Here is a 19,410-nt window from a genome sequence, read left to right on the forward strand (position 1 = left end):
CTACCCCGAAGGTGAGCGGCCCTTCGAGTCCTTTGGCCGGATGACTGGGCGATCCGTTGAGCCCGTACCGGGGGGCCGCCCCATCGCATCCAGGAGCCGTTGAAGCGTGTCGAGATACTTGGCCAGGGCCGCTCGCCCCTTCTTGGTCAGTGAGTAGGTCGTCCTCGGGCGACGCCCGACGAAGGCTTTCTCGGCCAGGACGTATTCGGCTTCTTCGAGCTTCTGGAGTTGCAACCCCAGGCTGCCATCCGCCGCCTCCAGCCTCTTCTTCAACGCCGTGAAATCATGGGGCCCTTCGAGTTGGAGTGCGGTCAGCACCCCCAACCGCAGCGGGCCGTGGACGGTGGTATCGAGGCCGTTGAAGTCAATCGGCTGCATGGTTCGCGGTCGCCTCCCGCAGCTGAAACCACTGGATCGCGACGGCCGTCAGGTAGCCCAACGCCATCAGGCCATGTGCAACGGGAAGGCAGTATCGCGGGTCGAGGATCGGCAGGAGCATTCCCGCGAGCAAGGTGGAAATGGCAAGGCCGAGGCAGTAATGATGCTCCCTGCTCTTCAGGGCCGCGCGGACCAGGATCAATGAGAAGGCGAAGAGGAGGCCGATGCTCGCGGCATACAAGCCGGCCGTTCGCGCCGGTCCCACCGCGGGGCCGGCGAACACCGCCATCGCATAGCCCCACCCGGCCACCCAGACGACGGCATAAATGCTGATTGAAAGCATCACCTGCGCGATGATTTCAGGGCCGAGGTCGGGGGCGCGGCGAGAGCGCAGGAACAACCCCACGGGACCGAGGACCATGATCGTGGCGAACGGGACGACCTGGGCCCGGTCGTCGTCCACGAGCAGGCTGACGGCCGCCGCGACGACCGAGGCAACCGTGAGCAGGATGCCGAAGGCCAGCATCCCCCCGTCGAAGGAGAGGCGCAGCCCCATCGCCCTCTGCATCACGGCAAGATCACCCCTGATGCGACCGAGTTCGTCGTCCGACATGACTTTTACCCTCCGCCGATGACCAACGCTCAAATCCCCTGAGCACTCAATAAATTTGAGTATCCAGCCTGACGCAGGGAGGTCAAGCTTATTATCAGCAAAAAGCCGGTGAAACGATCGGGCCCGAACCCGGAGGCATGACGGCGACGCATCGCCGCCGGGTGTCGGGCGAGAAGCGCCAATTGGTTCGGGGGCGGGATCGACGGGGAACCAGGGGCGTGATTGAGGACTGGGTGCACCGGCCTCGGCGAGCGGGGCATCGCCATACACCATCGCGAGGACGGGTCCCCTCTTGGAGATCTTCCTGAAATTGGGACTCTTCTCCCGACGATTCTGGAATTCCGGGGAAATTCTTCCGAAAAGCTGACCTGATCATGAGTCCTGGGCCAGACTTCATGAGGCAGGCCAATTCCTCCTCCCCCAATCCTGGCTCACCGAGTGCGACGCTCCATGAGCCATCGTCGCTGACGGCCTCATCCTGGCGGAGCCCGCCGCGACCGCCATCTCGCGATTCGCCGATGCCTCGTGGCCGATACTGGTGCAATCTTCATGATCCAAGACGTCCCGAAATCCACCCGCACCCTGGTCATTTCCTATCTGGGCGTTCGACGCGCCATCGGTGCCGTCGGCCTGGTCTTGCCGGTTCTGCTCGGACCGGTGGGATTACTGGTCTTCGGCATCGAGATCCAGGATAATATGAGCAGCTATTATCACACCGCGATGCGCGACGTGTTCGTCGGTGCGATGTGCACGATTGGCATCTTTCTCTTCTGCTATCGCGGGTACGATTGGATCGAGAGTTGGAGCGCAAACTTCGGATGTCTCTCCGCCCTGGGTGTCGCCCTGTTCCCGCTCGACCCCGGCAGTGATCCGCTGCATCAGCGATCCGTCGTCGGCTATTTGCACTCACTCAGCGGCGGCGTCTTCTTCCTGACCCTCGCCTTCTATTCCCTGTACCACTTCCCCAGCAGTAAGGCGGAGAAGCACGAATCCGCCCCCCACGAGGCCGAGCGGAATTTCGTCTACCGCACCAGCGGCGTGGTGATCCTTCTCTCCATGGTCGTGATGGGAGCCTACCTCTTCCTCATCCCGGACGAATGGAAGCGCCATTGCAACGACTACAATCTCTTATTCTGGATGGAATGGGTCGCCATCTGGGCCTTCGCGGCCGCATGGCTCACCAAAGGCCGTGCCATCCTCGCCGAGATTGCCGTTGACCTGATGGCATTGCCGAGCCAACTTCTGCGAAAACATGAGTGAGGTATCGAGAGGTCTGACAAAGAGTCAACGGACTCGGGGCTGGGCAGGGGAGGCCGATATGCGATTCATGATATGGTGGTACACGACTCACGTGAATAAATAGATGCATACAACAGGTAAGGATTAAATCGCAGACGTATCTCATCTCCCCTCTAACCGAATCGCAACGCCTTTATCTGCATCTCCTGTTTACAACGATCGCCCGCAGTTCTTCGATACAAAGCGTTTTGTCATGCCTGCGATGGATCATTGCATGGCAGTTGGCACACACCGAAGCCATATCTGTAGCTGGATTGATCATAGCCGGCCCATCCATGACAGAAATTGGCACAATATGATGTATATGAGTATAGCCAAATCCGACAGCACCGTAGGTATTCTCGAAGTCAAAACCGCAGACGGAACACGTTGTCCCATGGAGAGCTACTGCTGCCCGGCGCAGTCGACCGTCTCGCTCATATTGGGTCACGAACCTCCGCTTAGCCTGTCCTTCCTCTGCGCTCTCGAAGCCCGCCGCTATCCCTTGATTCTCGTCGTTAACGTCCTCCAGCCGAGGTGTCCCCGGCAGTAACGTCGCCAGCCCTCGAATCCTCTGATAAGTGGCTTCTTCGATCAGCCTGACACCGTCGCGCCAGTAGCTTGATATCCGAGTCTCAGGAATGGTTTCGATGAACCTTCCATCTTGCTTGGCTAGAATACCGGTAGCAAATGGTCGGTAATCGGTGACCAAAGCAAAGAGATCGCCCTTCTTGCTACGTGTGTCGGACCAGGACTGTCCAATTTCCGCAACAGCAAAATAATGAGGTTCATTGCTGAGTCGCTTGTTGGCATACGCAGGATTTTTTTGTTTGCCTTTGTAGTAAACAACCTTTGTCTGAGGTTTGAGATATTTGGCGTAGCGGCTTGGAAAATGGTACAGCGACCCAGCATGGTCGTCCCACCGAGATTCATCGTTCTCGGTAATTACGGCGTATTCAATCGCAATCTTTTCCAAGTATTATTCCTCAACGGCATTACAATCTGACATAGCCCGTTTCATGAAGCTGGGACACGGCAGAAGAACGGCGACATGCAATCTTTGGATTGAAGTAGGCAAAATCTCCCCTTCTCTCTATCCGTCACCCCGGCCGTCTTTCCCCTCCTGGATTGGCCTCTTTTCCAATCTTCAGGGGTCAGTGACCGCTTGAGAGTTCCAACCCGTACTTAGGGATCGCCGCGATCAGCTTGGCGATACTTTCGGGGGTCGGAGGGATCGGAGTCGATTCGCGGCTGGCGAGCTTCTCGCCGATCTCGATGAAGAACTCTTCCAGGCCGGCCGGCGTGACCGTGATGATCAGCTTGCCGGGGGTCGTGCCCACGTTCTTGAAATTATGGGGCACGCCGCGTTTGCCGAAGAGGAACTCGCCCGTCGAGCGGCGGATCGGCTTGCCGGCCACGAGGAACTCGAATTCGCCTTCGACGACGTAAAAGCCTTCGTCCTCGCGGCTGTGGACGTGGGGCGGCGACCCGCTGCCGGGGGGGACGTAGGCCTCGAAGACGAAGCAGGCCCCATCTGTCTGGGCGCCGGTGAGGAGGAACGTGTAGCGATCGCCGACCACCGAGTAGATCGGGAGATCATGGCCGCCCGTAGTTGGCATCATGGCCTCATTGAATTAGTGAGATGCTGATGAACTTGATACCACTTAAAACTTAGCAATCTCCTCATTCCATGGTAAAGTCGAATGAAAAAAAGGGGGGGGGGATCGTGCTATGATCATCATTTTACCAAGTGACCTTGAAAATTCGATCGAGGCAGCCGTGCATCGTGGCCGCTTTGCGTCCGTCGATGAGGCGATGATTCATGCGGCCAAGCTGCTGCTCAGAGAAATCGACCAGCAACCGACTACAGATCCGACCGAGAGCGTGCAGCCTGCAAGTCTCGGCTTCATCGGTGCCTTGCGCGATGACGCCGATCTGCTCGACCAGGCCGTTAAATACGTCATGCAAGTACGTCGCAAATTGGGGACGTTCTACTCTTGAAGTCCGACTACGGCGAGGGGATAAGGGGAACAGACAGCCTTCGGATTGAAAAGGTAGTCTACCTTTCCGATCATTTTTTCCATCCTCAATCAAGGTCCCAGTCTTGCAAATTACTCCCATGAAAAGGGTTGCTGTAGGTTACGGTTTCAGATCGAATCGGCTTCGTGTAACGAGCGTTAATCAACGGATGCGCAATCCTTCCTTGGGTCTCTTGGAACAGTTTCCACCAGTTCTCAAGTTCTAACTCCGAAACAAAGCTACCAATAATACAACCTTTTTTGGTTGTCAACGTCCATGACTTTTCACTTTGATACTTACGAGCGTACGCCACACCCCGCAATGCGTTCGGGACAGTGATCCCGAGAAACGTCAGCTCTGATGCTATCTGATCGCTCATCTTCGATCTCCCATCGGCCAGTGAAGATCCTTGAAAAGACTGCACCGGCGTAGCGACAAGATTGCAAGAACGAAACAATCGAGATTTTATAGGCACTCAAGGGTGTGGCGTCGAGAGGGTTATCGGCGACGCTTCTTCTTGACGGCAACGGGGCTGTCTTCCATGTTCATAGATCGGGTGAAGTCTTCGTCGCGGAAGACCCGGATGGGGTCGTAACCGAGGACCATGTATTTGACGTCCTTGGCGGGCTCACCCTTGAGGGTCAGGGAGACGGGGAAGGTGTGGCTGCTCTGGTCGGCGGAGTCGGAGCCGATGGAGAAGGTTTCGAGGGACTTGGCGGCGTTCCACTCGAAGTCGATGGCCTCGACCTTGGGGTCCTTGGTGGCCAGGGAGGCGGGCTTCTCGCCGGCTTTCCAGGCGTCGAGGGAAGATTGGAGGGCGGCCTTGGCCTGGTCGCTGGTGGGGGGGGCCGGGGGTTCGCCGCAGCCGGCGATGAGCAGGAGGGCGGCGGCCAGGATGGAGAGTCTCGGGGACATGCGGGGAAGCTCCGAAGGAACGGGGTCGTCGGGGTCGAACGTGGGTCGCCCGACGATGGGCCGAGGGCGCGACGCTGCGGCGGCCCGGCCAACTGTCCGCATCCATGATACCTGGCGACGGTTGCGGCGCGGAGTGGCCCTGAGGGATGACGGACCGGCAGGGAATCAGGCTCGGCCGACTTGCTTGCTTTCGCGGAGGAAGGTGGGGTCGATCTCGACGCCGAAGCCGGGGCCGGTGGGGATCTTGACGATCCCGTTCTCGACCTTGAGGGAGGCGGTGAGGCTGGAGACGGGGAAGTCGGCGTTGCCCTTGAACTCGGTGAAGGGGACGGGGTTGGGGATGCAGGCGGCGAAGATGGCGGCGTCGAGGTAGCCGAGGCCGGAGCCGGACATGTGGGGGGTGCAGAGCATGCCCGCGGCGTGGGCCATCCGGGCAACTCGCATGGAGCGGATGAAGCCGCCGTAGTAGTGGAGGTCGGGCTGGACGATGTCGACGACCCGGTCGCGGATCATCCGGCGGAAGGCGAACTCGCTGGATTCCTGCTCGCCGGCGGCGACGGGGATGGTCAGGGCGTCGGCCACGAGCTTGGTGCCGTCGTGGTCGTCGTAGCGGCAGGGCTCTTCATAGAAGGCGTAGTTGTGCTGCTCCATGAGCCGGCCGATGCGGATGGCCTCGGCGGGCGAATAGGAGCTGTTGGAGTCTGCGTAGAGGGTCATCGAGGGGCCGAAGGCCTCGCGCACGAGGGGGATGAGGCGTTCGGAGCGGCCGGGGGGCGTCTCGGCATTGTCGCGCCTCATCATGCCGCCGAGGCGGAACTTGAGGGCTTTGGCGCCCGACTCCTCGACGAGCTTGCGGAGGTCATCGAGCTCGGCCTCGGGGGTGTTGCCGCGCGTGCCGCTGGCCCGATAGACGGCGATCTCGGGGCGCTTCACGCCGCCGATGAGGGTGCCGATCGACTTGCCCGAGGCCTTGCCGAGGAGGTCGAGGACGGCGAACTCGGCGCCGGCGGTGCAGACCCAGAGGGGAAGCCCCTGATATTTATAGTTGTCGTTGTGGCGATAGAGTTCCCAGAGAAGGCCTTCCAGATCCCGCGCGTCTTTGCCGACGAAGAACGGGGCGATGCGGTTGGTGAAGATGGGATAGAGATGGACCATGTGCATCGAGTTGGGGACGGCCAGGCCTTCTGCGCCGTCGGAGGTGCGGACGCGCACGACGAAGTTCCGGCCGTTTCGCAGCAGGTCCATCGCGCTGATCTTGAGCGGGGAGTTGAGGCCCGCGACGTCGAGGACCGGGGCGTTGGCGATGCGGTCGAGGGCCTCGTTGTCGAGGCGAGGTTCGTCGGCCTTGCCGGTCAGCGGAGAACACGCGAGCATTCCGGCGGCGAGGCCTGTGCCGAGGAACCGGCGTCGGGGGAGGTCCATGGTGGAATCCCTTTGGTCGGGTTGGTCGCGGGACGTGGTGGTGTCGATCCTTGTGATGGTCGTGGGGGAGGCGGCTGTGTGCAAGGCCTTGCCCCTCCGATGGCCGACCGCCCAGGGGGGCTTACTGGAGGGAGTAGCGATTCATCTTGTAGCGCAGGGTGCGGACACTGACTCCGAGGAGTTGCGCCGTGCGCTCGCGGTGGTTGTCGCACTGGGCCAGGGCGGCGAGGATGGCGACCTTCTCGGCCTCCTGGGCCACGGCGTCGAGGGTGAGCAGGCCGGGCGCCGGCCTCGCGTGCATCTCCTTGGGCAGGTCTCCGGCGTGGATCACGGGGCCTTCGACGGTGACGACGAGGCGCTCGATGCAGTTGCGGAGCTGGCGGATGTTGCCGGGCCATGAGTAGTCGCAGAGCACGCGCATGGCGGCGCCTGCGACCTGCTTGGGCTCGCGGCGATACCTGGCGCAGGCCCGTTGCATGAAGTGATCGAAGAGCAGGGGGATGTCGTCGGACCGCTCGCGGAGGGGGGGAAGGCGGAGGGGGATCACGTCGAGGCGATAGTAGAGGTCCTCGCGGAGCTTGCCCTCGGCGACCAGCTCGTGGACGTCGCGGTGGGTCGCCGCGACGAGCCGGACGTCGAGCGCGATCAACTCCTCGCCGCCGAGCCGTCGGAGCTCTCGTTGCTCCAGGACGCGGAGGAGGTCGACCTGGGTCTTGGGGGCCATCTCGCCGATTTCGTCGAGGAAGAGGGTGCCGCGCTGGGCCATCTCGAACCAGCCGGCCTTCTGGCGTAGGGCGCCGCTGAAGGCCCCTTTCTCGTAACCGAAGAGCTCGCTCTCGATGAGCGACTCGGGCATGGCGCCGACGTTGACGGCGACGTAGGGGCCGTCGCGCCGGGGGCTCAGGCCATGGATCGCGCGGGCGATCAGCTCCTTGCCGGTGCCGCTTTCTCCCTGGATGAGGACCATCAGGTCGGTGTCGGCCACCTGGCGAATGCAGGAGAAGACCTCGCGGATGGCGGCGCTCTGGCCGATCATCTCGGGGAACTCGCTGGCGGCGGCGAGCTGCACCCTGAGTTGTCGGTTCTCCTCGCGCAGTCGGTGGTGCTCGAAGGCGTTCCGGACGAGATGGCCGAGCATTTCCAGGTCGACGGGCTTGGCGAGGTAGTCGTGGGCCCCAAGGCGCATCGCCTCGACGGCGGTCTCGACCGTCCCGTGCGCGGTGATGACGAGGATGAGTGTCTCGGGCCAGCCGTGCTTGATGTCGCGGACCAGGCCCAGGCCCGAGAGGGGGCCGGGCATCTTCAGGTCGGTGATGACGAGCTGATGGGGCTGGCGCTTGAAGAGGGCCCAGGCCTCGGACGCATCGGCGGCCGTCGAGACCTCGTACGACTGCTCCTCGAGCGCGAGCCTGAGCCCGGAGCGGATGTTCGGCTCGTCGTCGACGACCAGGATGCGGAAGGGCGAGTTGCTCATGAATCGGCTTCGGTCCCGGAGGCCGGGTCGAGGGGGACTGCGATGCAGAAGGTGGTGCCGTGCGGGCCGGTCCGATATTCGATCCGGCCGCCGTGCTGGCTGACGACCTTCTCGGAGAGGGGCAGGCCCATGCCGGTGCCCCTGTCCTTGGTCGAAGCATAAGGCTTGAACAAGTCTTGCTGGATCTCGGGCGCGATGCCGGGGCCGGTGTCGGAGACCTCGACGCGGAGTTCTCGGCCGTATGCCGATGCGTCAAGTCGCAATTTCCCGCCGTCGGGCATGGCCTCCAGGGCGTTGAGCACCAGGTTCAGGACGGCCTGCTTGAACTTGTCGGCGTCCATGCTCACCGGCCCGATCGCGGGATCGGGGAGGCTCGACGCGACATCGACATTCTGCTGGAGGGCCTGCGGGCCGATCAGCCGCAGGGTGTCCCGCAGGAGGCATGAGATGTCGGTCGGCCGGAGGGTCAGGCGGTGGAGGCTGGCGAAGTCTCGGAAGCCGTCGAGGACGCCGTTGAGCCGTTGGATCTCGGACTTGACCACGCCCAGCAGCTCGTCGACGGGCTTCGCCGGGCCGGGGCCTCCGAGCCGCTTCTCCATGAGCTGGACGTGGATGCTCAGCGCCGTCAGGGGGTTCTTGATCTCGTGGTGCAGGCCGGCGGCCAGGGTGCCCAGGCTGACGAACTTCTCAAGGAGCTGGACCCGTTCTTCCATCAGGACCCGGTCGCTCACGTCGCGCAGGAGGATGATGCAGCCGACGGACTTGCCCGCGGAGTCCTTCAACACGTGGGCGTCCGCCCTGATGCGTCGGACGCGCCCGTTGCGGTCGACGGCGAAGTCCTGGTCCCAGACCGCCGCGTTGCGGTCGGCGACCCGGCCTGCCAGCTCGGCCAGCGGCGCGCCTCCCGTGGAGATGCTGGGCAGGAGGCCGCCGATGCAGTCGGACTTGACCCCCAGGAGGCCGACCGCGGCCGAGTTGATGCCCGTGATGACGTGGTGGCGGTCGGTGGTAATGACCCCTTGATCCATGCTGGCCAGGATCTCGAGCGAGAGGAGCTTCACCTGGAACAGGACGCGCAGGAGAGCAAGCTGGCGGCGCTGCGTCCAGACCAGGGCCAGCGTGCAGAGGACCAGGAGCGAGGAGGCGACCGCGCGGACGATGATCCGCGAGCCGATATCACGGCGCAAGGATCCGATCACGGCCGGCGTGACCGCCACCGCACCCGACTCCCAGCGGTCGAGCAGGCGATATTCGCTGTAGACCTGGATCACGGCGGCGAAGTTCAGCGCGAAGGAGAACACGAGCATGGCGAGGACGAGCGTCGCCGACCTGGGGATCCGGATCTGAATTTCGGACGACCTGATGCGGAACATCGCGGCGAAATGCCCCCTCGTACTTTCAGTCTACCCGTGACCTGCCCCCGGGGCACGGAGCGAATGCCCATCGAGGTCAACCGGTGCGACGGGCGGGTACCGCTCAGACGAAGTCTCTCGGGCGTCGGACCGGCAAGAACCTGCCAACCCTGCAAGTTCTTGCCGGTCCGACGGGCGATCCGCACCGGGCATGGGTCGGGCGATCTCAACGAACCCAGATCCCTAAGTCTCGATTTCACTAAGGGTTGCAGACCCTTTGCGCGGCGGCTTTTCGTCGCGGTACGGGACGTGCTTTGCCTGAAATTCGAACGTCGTGGCCTCGCGTCCCATCGGGGACCGCGACGAACCGCGGCGGTCATTCCAGTCCGACAGTTCCCGACCTCAGATCCAGACCCGGCCCCGGCCGGGGTCGGGGTCGGTTGTGGCCCGTCCCCCCCGGGCTTCGATCCGGCGATCGGTCGTTTCATTCGCTCCGCGACGGAGGGGGTAGTTACGTGCAAGACGATTCGAAAGAAATCGAGAAGCCGGAGAATGGGATCGCCGGGCTGAAGCACTGGCGGCATGACCTTGGGGCGGGGCTGGTGGTCTCGCTGATCTCGGTCCCATTCTCGCTGGGCATCGCCGTGGCGTCGGGCGCGCCGCCGATCTGCGGGCTGGTTTCGGCGATCATCGCCGGGCTGGTCGTGCCATTCCTTGGCGGCTCTTACGTGACGATCAGTGGCCCCGCCGCGGGGCTGGCACCGGTGCTGTTCGCCTCGATGATCCTGCTGGGCAGGGGCGACCGCGCGGTCGGCTATCCGCTCTTGCTGGGTGCCATCTGCCTGACGGGGGTGACGCAGGTGATCCTTGCCAGGATGAAGCTGGCACGGTTCTGCTCGGTGTTCCCGGCGTCGGTGGTCGAGGGGATGCTCGCGGCGATCGGGCTCTTGATCATCGCCAAGCAACTCCCGCTGATCCTGGGCCGTCACTTCGAGGAGCATGAGTTCTGGGGGATCGTGCGGGAGGCTCCGTCGCAGTTCTTGCGGATGGACGCGAAGGTCTTCTTCGTGGGGATCTTCTGCCTGATCCTGATCTTCGGGCTCTCTTCGCTGAAGACGCGCTGGGTGAAGATCGTGCCGCCGCAGGTTATCGCGGCGGTGGTCGGGCTGCTGCTCGGCTGGTCGCTGGGCCTGACCGGGGATCACCTGATCCACATCCCCGACCGCCTGTTCGGCTCGCCCCCCTATGATCGTGGGTACATGCTACCGAACTTCCACGAGCTCTTCACGAACCGGACGCTCTGGTGGGCGCTGTTCACGACGGTCCTGACACTGACCCTGATCGACGGGGTGGAGTCGCTGGCGACGATCGCGGCGATCGACAAGATCGACCCGTTCCGCCGCAAGTCGGACCCGAACAGGACGCTCAACGCGATGGGCGTCGCGAACCTGATCTCGGGCCTGGGCGGCGGCCTGACGATCATCCCCGGCGGCGTGAAGAGCACGGCCGCCATCATGGGGGGAGCGCGCACCCAGTGGGCGAACTTCTACAACGCCGTGTTCCTGGTCCTTTACCTGGTCCTGGGCCGAGGGGTGATCAACATGATCCCCTACAGCGCCCTGGGCGCCATCGTGCTGTTCACCGGCTACAAGCTGTGCGCCCCGAAGGTCTGGAGACACGTCGCGCACATCGGCACCGAGCAATTGCTGGTGTTCACGACCACGGTGCTGGTCACGGTGTCGACCGACCTGCTCTGGGGCATCTTCGCGGGCATCGCGACGAAGTTCCTCCTGGAGGTCGCGATCATGGCGAGGGTGGAGCGCGGCTACCCGGGCGGCCGCGAGTCGACCGGCATGGTGCTGAGGCGCTGGCTGAGCGAGACGGGAGAGCTGTTCCGCGACCCGGTCATCAAGAGCGTGGCCGACGGCCCCACCTATCATCTGTACTTCGGCAGGCCGATGGTCTGCTTCAACTCGCTGCACCTGGACCGCGAGCTGGCCGCGATCCCGGCTGGATCAACATCGGTCATCATGCATATCACCGACCTGGTGACGCTGATCGACCACACGACGGCCACCACGCTCCTGGAGTTCGTCGACAACTTCAAGCGGTCGGGCCGAGGGGTCGCCAGCTTCGTCGGCCTCGAAAAGCTGCGGCAACGCTCCGGGTCGGCCAAGGCGATGCGGATCTGCGAGCCGGTCCTGGCGGGCGAGCGGGCCAGGTCGATGACCGAGCTGGACCGGATCAGCCTGAATCCGGACGGCCTGAACATTTCCGATCCGATCGCCTTCCTCGACCAGATCAGCCTGACCCGCGCCCTGCCGGATTCGGACGCGATTGGTCTGCATGTCGCCCGGGCGTTGGTCCGCGCCTGGAAGGACGTCGTCCGCAACGCCAGGGCCACGCTCGCCTACTTCCGCACGATGGTCTTCGGCCTTCGAGAGGAGGAGAAAATGTCCGATCACGACCTGGTCTGGCTGAGCCTCGGCAACGACGACGAGAATGCGGAGGACACCGAAGAGGGGCTGTCCTGGATGAGTCTCAGGGTCAGGAAGGATGGCACCGTCCTGAACGAACTCGATGAGCTCAGCCTCTCCCTGCCGCCCCATCACGACGAAGCGACGGAATCGCACCTGGACCAACCGGCGTCCCCCCTCGCCCGAGATGGGGGGCAGGTCCTCAGGGCGGTCTGATCGGTCCGATTGCGGGGGCCGCGGCCGATAGGGGCCGCGGCCCATGCGTCGATTCGAAGCAGCAAGCGGGCCCGTTACCCGGCGGGGAATCCGGGGGCAAAGAGGTCGGCGATGCGGTCGGGCCGGCGGATGGATTCGGCGGCCATCAGGGCGTCGGCGGCGTTCAGGCGAGCCTGGCCCTGCGAGCCGCCCAGGAGCTCGCCGGTGCGGCGGACCGCGACGGCCTCGGCGTGCAGGGACATGCCGCAGGCCCGGAAGGAGTCGGCGGCCAGCCCGAGGTCGCGGAGGGCGCCGGCCGGATCGCCCCCCGAGGCGGCCAGGCCGGCCAGGATCATCCGGGACTGGGCGTCGGCCCAGGGGTGGCGCTCGCGCGCCAGGCGGCGGGCGCCCCGATCGGCGGATTTCCGCAGCGAGGCGTCCGATCGGGATGCGGCCAGGGCGCAGCGCGCACGCAGCCCGAGCATGGCGATGCGGATGAACTGGACACGCATCAGGAGCGAGCCGGACAGGGTGGGCCAGTGGGTTTGCAGGCGGGCCCAGGCGGCGGGCCCGTTGCCCAGGTAGAGGTCGACCTGGGTGAGCGCCCAGACCTGATCATTGTGCTGGACGTGGTAGCCCTCGCCGGTCCAGAGCGACATGACACGTTCGAGTTCGCCGCGCGCAAGCTCGGGCTCGTCGGCGGCGAGCCGCACGATCGAGAGGGTGTAGGTGCTCAGGTTCATCGCGGCGTAGAGGTCGCCCCGGTCGCGAGCCTCGGCGATGAGCACGGGGAAGCGGCGGTTCAGCTCGGCCCATTCCCCGAGGTGCGAGAGGGCCCACATCGCATAGGCGTGCGCCGTGTCAAGCTCCCAGGTGACGCCCGTGCAATGGTCGCGGAAGAGCCCCTCGGCGCGGTCGCAGCCGTCGAGGCCGTCGCGCCAGCGTCCTTCCAGGTAGCCGGAGACGCCGTGCGCCAGCGCCACCATGCCATTGGCATAAGGCTGGCCCGACTCGGCGGCCAGGGACTCGGCCCGCGACAGGATCTGGGCCGTTCGCTTGCGTGCGGGGAGTCCGGCGGTGGCGGTCTGGGCGGCCTCGACGGCGAGCGCCCGGGCGATCCGGTCGGGCTCGCCGGCGCGGAGGGCCAGCAGCAGGCCCCTGGCCTGGAAGTCGGCCCCTCGGATCCAGTCCACATTGCTGAGCCCGATCCCCGCCGACCAGCAGACGTCGATGCGTGTGAGCTGGCCCGGGGCGATCTGATTGGCGTCGCGAGGCCGGAAGTTGAGCCCGCGGATTCGGAGCATCGCGCGGCGGAGCAGCAGCGACGCGAGGGCCCGGCGCGGGGTACGGGGCAGGGCCATGCCGATGTCGGCCAGGACGTCGCGGAGTTCCTTCAGGCCCTGCTCGATGTGGCCGCTGATGAGGAATTGCATCGCGGCCTTGCGGCGGAATTCGAGCGATTGCGCGACGGTGAGGCCGTCGCATGCGGCCAGGTAGCCGCGTGCCGCGTCGGCGCCCCGGCCGTCGTTGGCGAGGGCGTCGGCGAGGGCGGCCCTCAGCGGCGAGGGCTGGCCGACCGGTGGCGGGTTCAGGTCGAGGGCGAGGCGGTAGAGGGACGACGCGCGACCGAAGGCGAGCGCCTGGGCGGCCTGGGCGGCGGCCCTGGCGAAGTGCTCGCCGGCCCTGCGGGGCTCGTCGGCGCCCCGGAAGTGGATGCCCAGGGTCTCGTGGTCGGCGGCCTGCGCGGCCTCCAGCGTGAGGGCCAGGCGGCGATGCTGCCCCTTCAAGGTGGCCGGGTCCAGGTGGGCCACGACGGTTTCGCGGACGCGATCGTGATAGGTCTCGACCCACTCGCCGTCGGACTGGCCGCGAGCCCCGCGAACCAGGCGGCCCACGCGCAGGGAGGTGAGCGTGGCACGCTCGTCGCCCTCGCCCCCAAGGCACTCCCAGGCGAGCGCGGGGCGCATGGGGCCGCCGGCGACGGCGATGACTTCCAGTAGGCTCTTTGCCTCGGCGGGGAGCCGCGCGATGCGCGTCCAGAGCACCTCGTCGAGCGTAATTGGTCCGTCGGCCGGGGCGGACTCGCCGGCCGCGGCGGAGCGGGCCAGCTCGGCGACGAACAGGGGGCTGCCGCCCGACTCCATGGCGACCGCCCCGGCGCGTTCGTCCAGGTGCGTGCCGCCCGCGGCGAGAAGCTGGCGGGCGAGGGATTGCGCCTCGTCGGCGGAGAGAGGCCCCAGGGCGAGTGTCCGGGCCGCGAGGCCGGAAGCGGCGGGGATTTCCAGGGCTGAACGCAGGAACGAATTCTCGCCCACCTCTTCGTTGCGGTAGCAGGCGATGAGCAGCAGGACGGGGGGGTCGGGGGGCCGGAAGATCTCGGCCAGGACGTTCAGGCTGTCGGGGTCGCCCCACTGGAGATCGTCGATGGACAGGACCAGGGTGGTGCGATCGCCCAACCGCGCGAGCAGCTCGCGCAAGGCTGAATAAGCCCGACGGCGGAGTTCCTGGGGGTCGGGCACCTCGGCCGTCCGGCGTGGGCTGGTCGCCACGGCGTCCACCCGGCGCAGGACCGGGAAGACCTGGGCCAGGGGGCCGACGTCGCGGGGCAGCAGCGCCGCCACCTCATGCGCGGGCAGGCGACGCAGGTGGCGGGCGAGCGAGTCGATCAGGCCGTCGAGCGCCTTGTAGGGGACTGCCTCGCGCTCATAGCATCGGCCGGTCAGGACGACCGCGCCATCGTGGCCCCGAACCTCCAACCCATCGACGAACCGGCGTACGAGCGCGCTCTTGCCCAGGCCCGAGCGGCCCTGGATGAAGACGACCTCGGTGCGGCCGGCGGCCACGCGGGCGAGGGCCTCGGCCAGCTCGGCCAGGTACGATTCCCGGCCGACGAACGGATTCTCGCCGGGCTGGCCCGGGCTCGGGGTGAAGTCGGCGCGGATGACGGCCTCGGGCACGCCGAGGCGGGCGAGCACGTCGGGGCCGGTCGGCCGATCGGCGGGGTCCCGCCGCAGCAGGTCGACGCAGAGGGTCTCCAGGTCGTCCGGCAGGCCCGGCGAGAGCACGCCCGGTGGCGGGGGCTCGTCGGTCTGCTTGTCCATCAGGATCTTGAGCGGATGGCCGGAAAATGGCCGCATGCCGGTGAGAGCCTCGTAGAGCATGACGCCGACACTGTACCAGTCGCAGGGCGGGGCAACGCGCCCGTTGGCGGCCTGCTCGGGGGCCATGTAAGCCGCGGTGCCCACGACCTCGGCGGCCGAGCTCGCGTCGCGGACTTCGTCGGAGGACGTCACCAGGCCGAAGTCCATCAGCACCAGGCGCCCCTGGCGCGTGACCAGCACGTTGGACGGCTTGATATCGCGATGCAGCTTGCCCACGCCATGGAGCGCGACGAGCCCCTCGGCCAGTTGCCGCAGCACGCCCCGCAGCCGAGCCTGGCCGGCCGGGCTGAGCGCGTCATCGATGGTCGCTGGGTCGGCGGACTGCGGGTTCGGCCCGTCGCGCACATAGTCCAGGAAATTGATCCCGTCGACCAGCTCCATGACGATGAACCAGGCCTGGCCGTCGGAGATCAGCTCGTGGAGCGTGACGAGATTGGTGTGCGAGACGTCGAGCAGGGCGCGGAATTCCTGCTTGAAGCGGGCGATCGCATGCGGGTCCGTCTCGCGCATCGTCTTGATGGCGACGAGCACCCCCCGGCGATGGTCGCGGGCCCGATAGACGACGCCCATCCCCCCACGGCCCAGCACGCCGAGGATCTCGTAACCTTCGAGGGCCGGATAGATCGAGGATGGTGCGATTCGGGGAGCTGGCGAGGAGGGCGCGACCGACGGCGGCGCCACGTTGGTCGCGGGATCATTCGCATCCATCGACGGCGGGGCGACGTTGGTCTTGAGATCGGCGTCCATCGAGGGGGGCGAGACGTTCGTCCTCGAATCGTCGAGGTCCGGGTCGGTTTCAGCCTGCTCGTCGAGGAGGCCGCCGAGTTGATCGGCCAGGTCGGGGAAGCGGGCGAGGTATTCGTCGGGGCTGGGCGTGTCGCCTCGCGCCTTGCGGAGAGTCCTCTCGTTGTCGATGAGATCGACGACCCAGGCGGGGTTGTTCACGAGGATCGGGTGTCGGTCGAGGTAGTCTTCGACGGGCAGGGGAATGCCGGAATGGGACCGAAGTCGCTGATCGGCCAGCAGGGTTTCGATGAGCGACGTCTCGTCGTCTTGCTGGCCCGGAAGGGCGGGGGGCTCGGTCATTGTCGACGTGCTCACCGAGCGAACTCGACTGCGTTGCGGAGCCCGCACATGCTGATGATGGCCTGGAACGCGCGTGGGGGCAAGTCCTCCGCAAGCTTAGCGCGGGCAATTGGAGGCCAACCGAGGACGATGCTGGACCAAGGCGAGTGCTGACACCTGCATCCGATCACGTCTCCGCCTGAGAGTACAGGTGCGGGGTTTCCAAGTCGTCGAGGCGAATCTCCCCGAGGTCATCGGCGATCGAAACGCGGATTTTCCAGCCGCCACGAGGTGCGGAAATCACAAGCTCAGTGATTCCAGGAGTTTCCCAATGAGCAGCGCCTGCGTAGATGCTCTCGATCCATAATTTGCGTCCGAGGCACGCAGGGTCATTGGTTTCCCAATGCACTGTTGAGATCGGCCCGATGGTAAGGCGTGCCTTCGCGACGTAAAGCTCGGATGCTTCTGGCCGCTCGACCTTGCCTAGCTCCCAGCAGTCACGCTCGATGGTAATTCGCATCGTTTTCCCGCGAATGATCGCCGATTCCACCGAGAAGCGTCCATCGTGCAAGTAACTCGATAAGAACTGAATGTCGTGGACGAAATTCGATCCTCCACGCACTCGGAAATGCAGCGGGCGGACTTTCTCGCGGTGAAAGAGGGCCGAGTAGTCGGGCAGCATCGGCTCAGTTCCTCCACGGCCTCGAAACATCCCATGCTCGCAACATGCGGATCGTCAGGGAGATCTGACATCGGCAACCGGTGAGATGCAGGCCTAAGAGACAAATCATCAGGATGTGAGGGGCTCTTCTCAAGGACGTTCTCCGGCCGCATCCCGGATCACGCGAATCTCAACAGGCCGGCGATCTGTGCCACCGAGGCGGTTCCGGTGGTCCCTAGCTGGTGGATGACCAGCGAAGCGGCGGCCATGGCGAGCTGCATGGCTTCTCGGGGGGTGGCCCCCGCGGCGAGGGCGGCGGCGAGGTTGGCCGTGACGGAATCCCCGGCTCCGACGATGTCGATCTCGCCCCGGACGGGGTGGGAGGGGACGGCCTCGGCGGGGCGGTCGGGCTGGGCCCCGACCATCCCCTGATCGGCGAGGGTCACGAAGACGGGGCGGTTGTTGCGGGCGGCGAGGGTGGCGGCCTGGTCTCGAGCGGCCTCGACGTCGGTGGCGACCCCTCCGGTCATGTGGGCCAGCTCGGCGGCGTTCATCTTGAAGGTGACGGGGGGGAAGTGGCCCAGGCCCTGGCGGCTGTCGGCCAGGACGACCAGGCCGGGACGCTCGAGCTGGGCGGCGTGCGCGGCGGCGGCCACGGGGGGGGTGACGACTCCGGTGGCGGGCAGGTCGACCTGTTCGAGGAGGAGGATGACGTCGACCTGGCGGGCGAGGATCGCAACCCGGCGGGCGAGGTCGGCCTGGAGGTCGGGAGGCGTGGGCGTCCAGTTCTTGGAGTCGAGGCGGCTCAGCTCGACGGGGGGCTTGCCGGGCTCGATGATGAGCGGCTTGCAGTAGACGGGGGTCCGGCGCGCGGTGGTGGTGATGAAGTGGTCGAGGCGGACCCCGGGCTGTTGTTCCAGGGCCCGGCGCAGCTCGTAGCCCTCGCCGTCGTCCCCGCAGTAGCCGACGGCGTGGATCTGGCCGATGCCGAGGGCGACGAGATTGTTGAGGATGGTGCCTGCGGCGCCCGGCTGGCTGCGGACCTCGACGACGTTGTGCACCGGCAGGCCGGTCTCGATCGAGGTCTCGGCCCTGGCGGGGTCGATGTGGAGGTAGCGATCGAGGAAGAAGTCGCCCACCACGGCGACCCGCAGGGCCGGGTAGCGGCCGGTCAAGTCAGCGAATCGTTGCGCGTTCATTGGTCGGCCAGCCGGCGATAGAGGTGGTGGATGAAGGCCAGGTTGTCGGACTGGACGTAGTTGAGCGCACCGCCCATGCGCGAATAGCTCTTGCAGAAGCGGAGATAATACGCGGGATTGGTCTTGGGGGGCTCGCCCTGGGTCCAGTCCCAGCCGCCTCCGTCCTGGAGGTCGACCACGTAGAAGGAGTGGTCGCGGACGACCGGCTTCTCCTCCTGGAGGCGGAGGTTATTGACGCAGCTAAGGGCCTTCTCGAAGACCTGAGGGCCCATGATGGCCGAGCCGACGGAGAGGACCACGCCACCGTCGAGGGCTTGCATCGCGCCGGTGAAGAGTCGGAAATCGAGCCCGCCGGCGCGGCCGATGGCCGAGCCGCTGAAGACGGGGTGGTTGGCGATGATGTCGTAGCCGATGCCCGGGTGCACGGTCATCGCGATGCCGTGACGATACGCTTGCGCAAGGATCGAGGCATGCTTCCAGCGATGCTCGATCGCGTTGCGGCCCGAGGGCCAGCCCTGCGCGGTCATGCTGGTCAGGAGATCGGCGCGGGCCGCGGTGAGGGGGTGCGACGGCTGGTCGGCGATGAGGTCGGACAGGTCGGTTGCGGAGGGCAAGTTCACGCCGTCTTCGTGGATCAGGCGGCCGAGGGACTGGCCATATCCGAAGTTTTCGAGGGCGCCCGCCATGAGGGCCAGGTGGATGGCGTTGGAGGTTTCTTGCCAGGTGCCGAAGAGGCCGTTGGCCACGCCATGCTCGACGCTCTCGGTGGAGGCGCCCAGCCAGGCATATTCCCAGTCGTGGATGGTCCCGGCGCCATTCGTGGCCAGGTGCGTCAGCCAGCCGCCGGCCATCAGCCGTTCCAGGATGGGGGCCGCGCCGTTGCGCAGAAGATGGGCGCCATAGATGAGAGAGACCGTCGCGCCCCGTTGCTTCGCGGCCTTGATCGCGGCGGCGCAAGCGTCGACCTGGGCCTCGACCGCGGCGGTGCAGGGGGCGGGGGTCGAGTCGGGATCGACGAGGATGGCGTCGACGCGGGTCAGACTCCGGCGCTCGGCGAGTGGGTAAGTCTTCAGCCTGGTGAGATCGAACGGGGTGACGGACAAGGGCGGGGCTCCAGGTTCGTACTTGGCTCGGATCCTCTTCCCGCGTGGCTTGAGCTTGCGGGGAGAGTCACGGGCGAGGTCGGCCCTCTTCATGCTTG

Annotated in this window: 16 protein-coding genes; 3 read left to right on the top strand and 13 right to left on the bottom strand. The window is 65.6% G+C overall.

The genetic code is table 11. From position 1 onward, the window contains the following. Both EP7_RS11505 and EP7_RS11510 read right to left on the bottom strand, forming a co-directional pair. Entirely contained in the window at positions 1-378 is a 378-nt protein-coding gene (locus EP7_RS11505; protein WP_463527992.1) for a winged helix-turn-helix domain-containing protein, read from the bottom strand. Next, positions 365-991 carry a hypothetical protein gene (locus EP7_RS11510; RefSeq protein ID WP_463527993.1) on the bottom strand — a complete coding sequence of 209 codons (627 nt, stop codon included), beginning with the start codon at positions 989-991 and terminating at the stop codon, positions 365-367. Before EP7_RS11510 ends, EP7_RS11505 begins: the two co-directional genes overlap by 14 nt. A 549-nt stretch (positions 992-1,540) precedes the next feature. Between EP7_RS11510 and EP7_RS11515 the strand changes: the two genes are divergently transcribed. Next, positions 1,541-2,251 (top strand): hypothetical protein, encoded by a 711-nt coding sequence (locus EP7_RS11515; protein WP_463527994.1) that lies wholly within the window; start codon positions 1,541-1,543, stop codon positions 2,249-2,251. A gap of 172 nt (positions 2,252-2,423) precedes the next feature. Here EP7_RS11515 and EP7_RS11520 read toward each other — a convergent pair whose 3' ends face one another. Further along, on the bottom strand, positions 2,424-3,245 hold the full coding sequence (locus EP7_RS11520) for an HNH endonuclease (RefSeq protein WP_463527995.1): 822 nt from the start codon (positions 3,243-3,245) through the stop codon (positions 2,424-2,426). 178 nt (positions 3,246-3,423) lie between these two features. After that, on the bottom strand, positions 3,424-3,891 hold the full coding sequence (locus tag EP7_RS11525; protein ID WP_463527996.1) for a cupin domain-containing protein: 468 nt from the start codon (positions 3,889-3,891) through the stop codon (positions 3,424-3,426). Between the two features lie 109 nt (positions 3,892-4,000). Between EP7_RS11525 and EP7_RS11530 the strand changes: the two genes are divergently transcribed. Then, positions 4,001-4,270, top strand: a complete 270-nt coding sequence (locus EP7_RS11530) for a hypothetical protein (protein WP_463527997.1) — start codon at positions 4,001-4,003, stop codon at positions 4,268-4,270. Positions 4,271-4,355: 85 nt separating this feature from the next. Here the strand turns inward: EP7_RS11530 and EP7_RS11535 are convergent, their stop codons facing one another. From EP7_RS11535 to EP7_RS11555, 5 genes are all read right to left on the bottom strand, one after another. Continuing rightward, positions 4,356-4,667, bottom strand: a complete 312-nt coding sequence (locus tag EP7_RS11535; RefSeq protein WP_463527998.1) for a hypothetical protein — start codon at positions 4,665-4,667, stop codon at positions 4,356-4,358. 119 nt (positions 4,668-4,786) lie between these two features. Further along, positions 4,787-5,203 carry a hypothetical protein gene (locus EP7_RS11540; RefSeq protein ID WP_463527999.1) on the bottom strand — a complete coding sequence of 139 codons (417 nt, stop codon included), beginning with the start codon at positions 5,201-5,203 and terminating at the stop codon, positions 4,787-4,789. Positions 5,204-5,368: 165 nt separating this feature from the next. Continuing rightward, on the bottom strand, positions 5,369-6,625 hold the full coding sequence (locus EP7_RS11545; protein WP_463528000.1) for a mandelate racemase/muconate lactonizing enzyme family protein: 1,257 nt from the start codon (positions 6,623-6,625) through the stop codon (positions 5,369-5,371). Between the two features lie 121 nt (positions 6,626-6,746). Further along, entirely contained in the window at positions 6,747-8,099 is a 1,353-nt protein-coding gene (locus EP7_RS11550; RefSeq protein WP_463528001.1) for a sigma-54-dependent transcriptional regulator, read from the bottom strand. Next, positions 8,096-9,472 (bottom strand): two-component system sensor histidine kinase NtrB, encoded by a 1,377-nt coding sequence (locus EP7_RS11555; RefSeq protein ID WP_463528002.1) that lies wholly within the window; start codon positions 9,470-9,472, stop codon positions 8,096-8,098. Before EP7_RS11555 ends, EP7_RS11550 begins: the two co-directional genes overlap by 4 nt. Before the next feature lie 494 nt (positions 9,473-9,966). On the opposite strand from EP7_RS11555, the gene EP7_RS11560 reads away from it, so the two are divergent. Next, the gene (locus EP7_RS11560; protein ID WP_463528003.1) at positions 9,967-12,144 is read left to right on the top strand and encodes a SulP family inorganic anion transporter; all 2,178 of its coding nucleotides are present in this window, start codon (positions 9,967-9,969) and stop codon (positions 12,142-12,144) included. Between the two features lie 74 nt (positions 12,145-12,218). Here the strand turns inward: EP7_RS11560 and EP7_RS11565 are convergent, their stop codons facing one another. From EP7_RS11565 to EP7_RS11580, 4 genes are all read right to left on the bottom strand, one after another. Next, the gene (locus EP7_RS11565; protein ID WP_463528004.1) at positions 12,219-16,385 is read right to left on the bottom strand and encodes a serine/threonine-protein kinase; all 4,167 of its coding nucleotides are present in this window, start codon (positions 16,383-16,385) and stop codon (positions 12,219-12,221) included. A gap of 151 nt (positions 16,386-16,536) precedes the next feature. Further along, a complete protein-coding gene (locus tag EP7_RS11570; RefSeq protein ID WP_463528005.1) occupies positions 16,537-17,031 on the bottom strand; it encodes a hypothetical protein in 495 nt (164 codons plus the stop codon). A gap of 158 nt (positions 17,032-17,189) precedes the next feature. Beyond that, entirely contained in the window at positions 17,190-18,185 is a 996-nt protein-coding gene (locus EP7_RS11575) for a bifunctional heptose 7-phosphate kinase/heptose 1-phosphate adenyltransferase (RefSeq protein WP_463528006.1), read from the bottom strand. Between the two features lie 20 nt (positions 18,186-18,205). After that, positions 18,206-19,405, bottom strand: coding sequence for a GSU2086 family protein (locus EP7_RS11580; RefSeq protein WP_463528007.1), 1,200 nt, complete (start codon positions 19,403-19,405; stop codon positions 18,206-18,208). Positions 19,406-19,410 lie beyond the last annotated feature (5 nt).

The sequence above is a fragment of the Isosphaeraceae bacterium EP7 genome, from assembly GCA_038400315.1.
Classification (GTDB): domain Bacteria; phylum Planctomycetota; class Planctomycetia; order Isosphaerales; family Isosphaeraceae; genus EP7.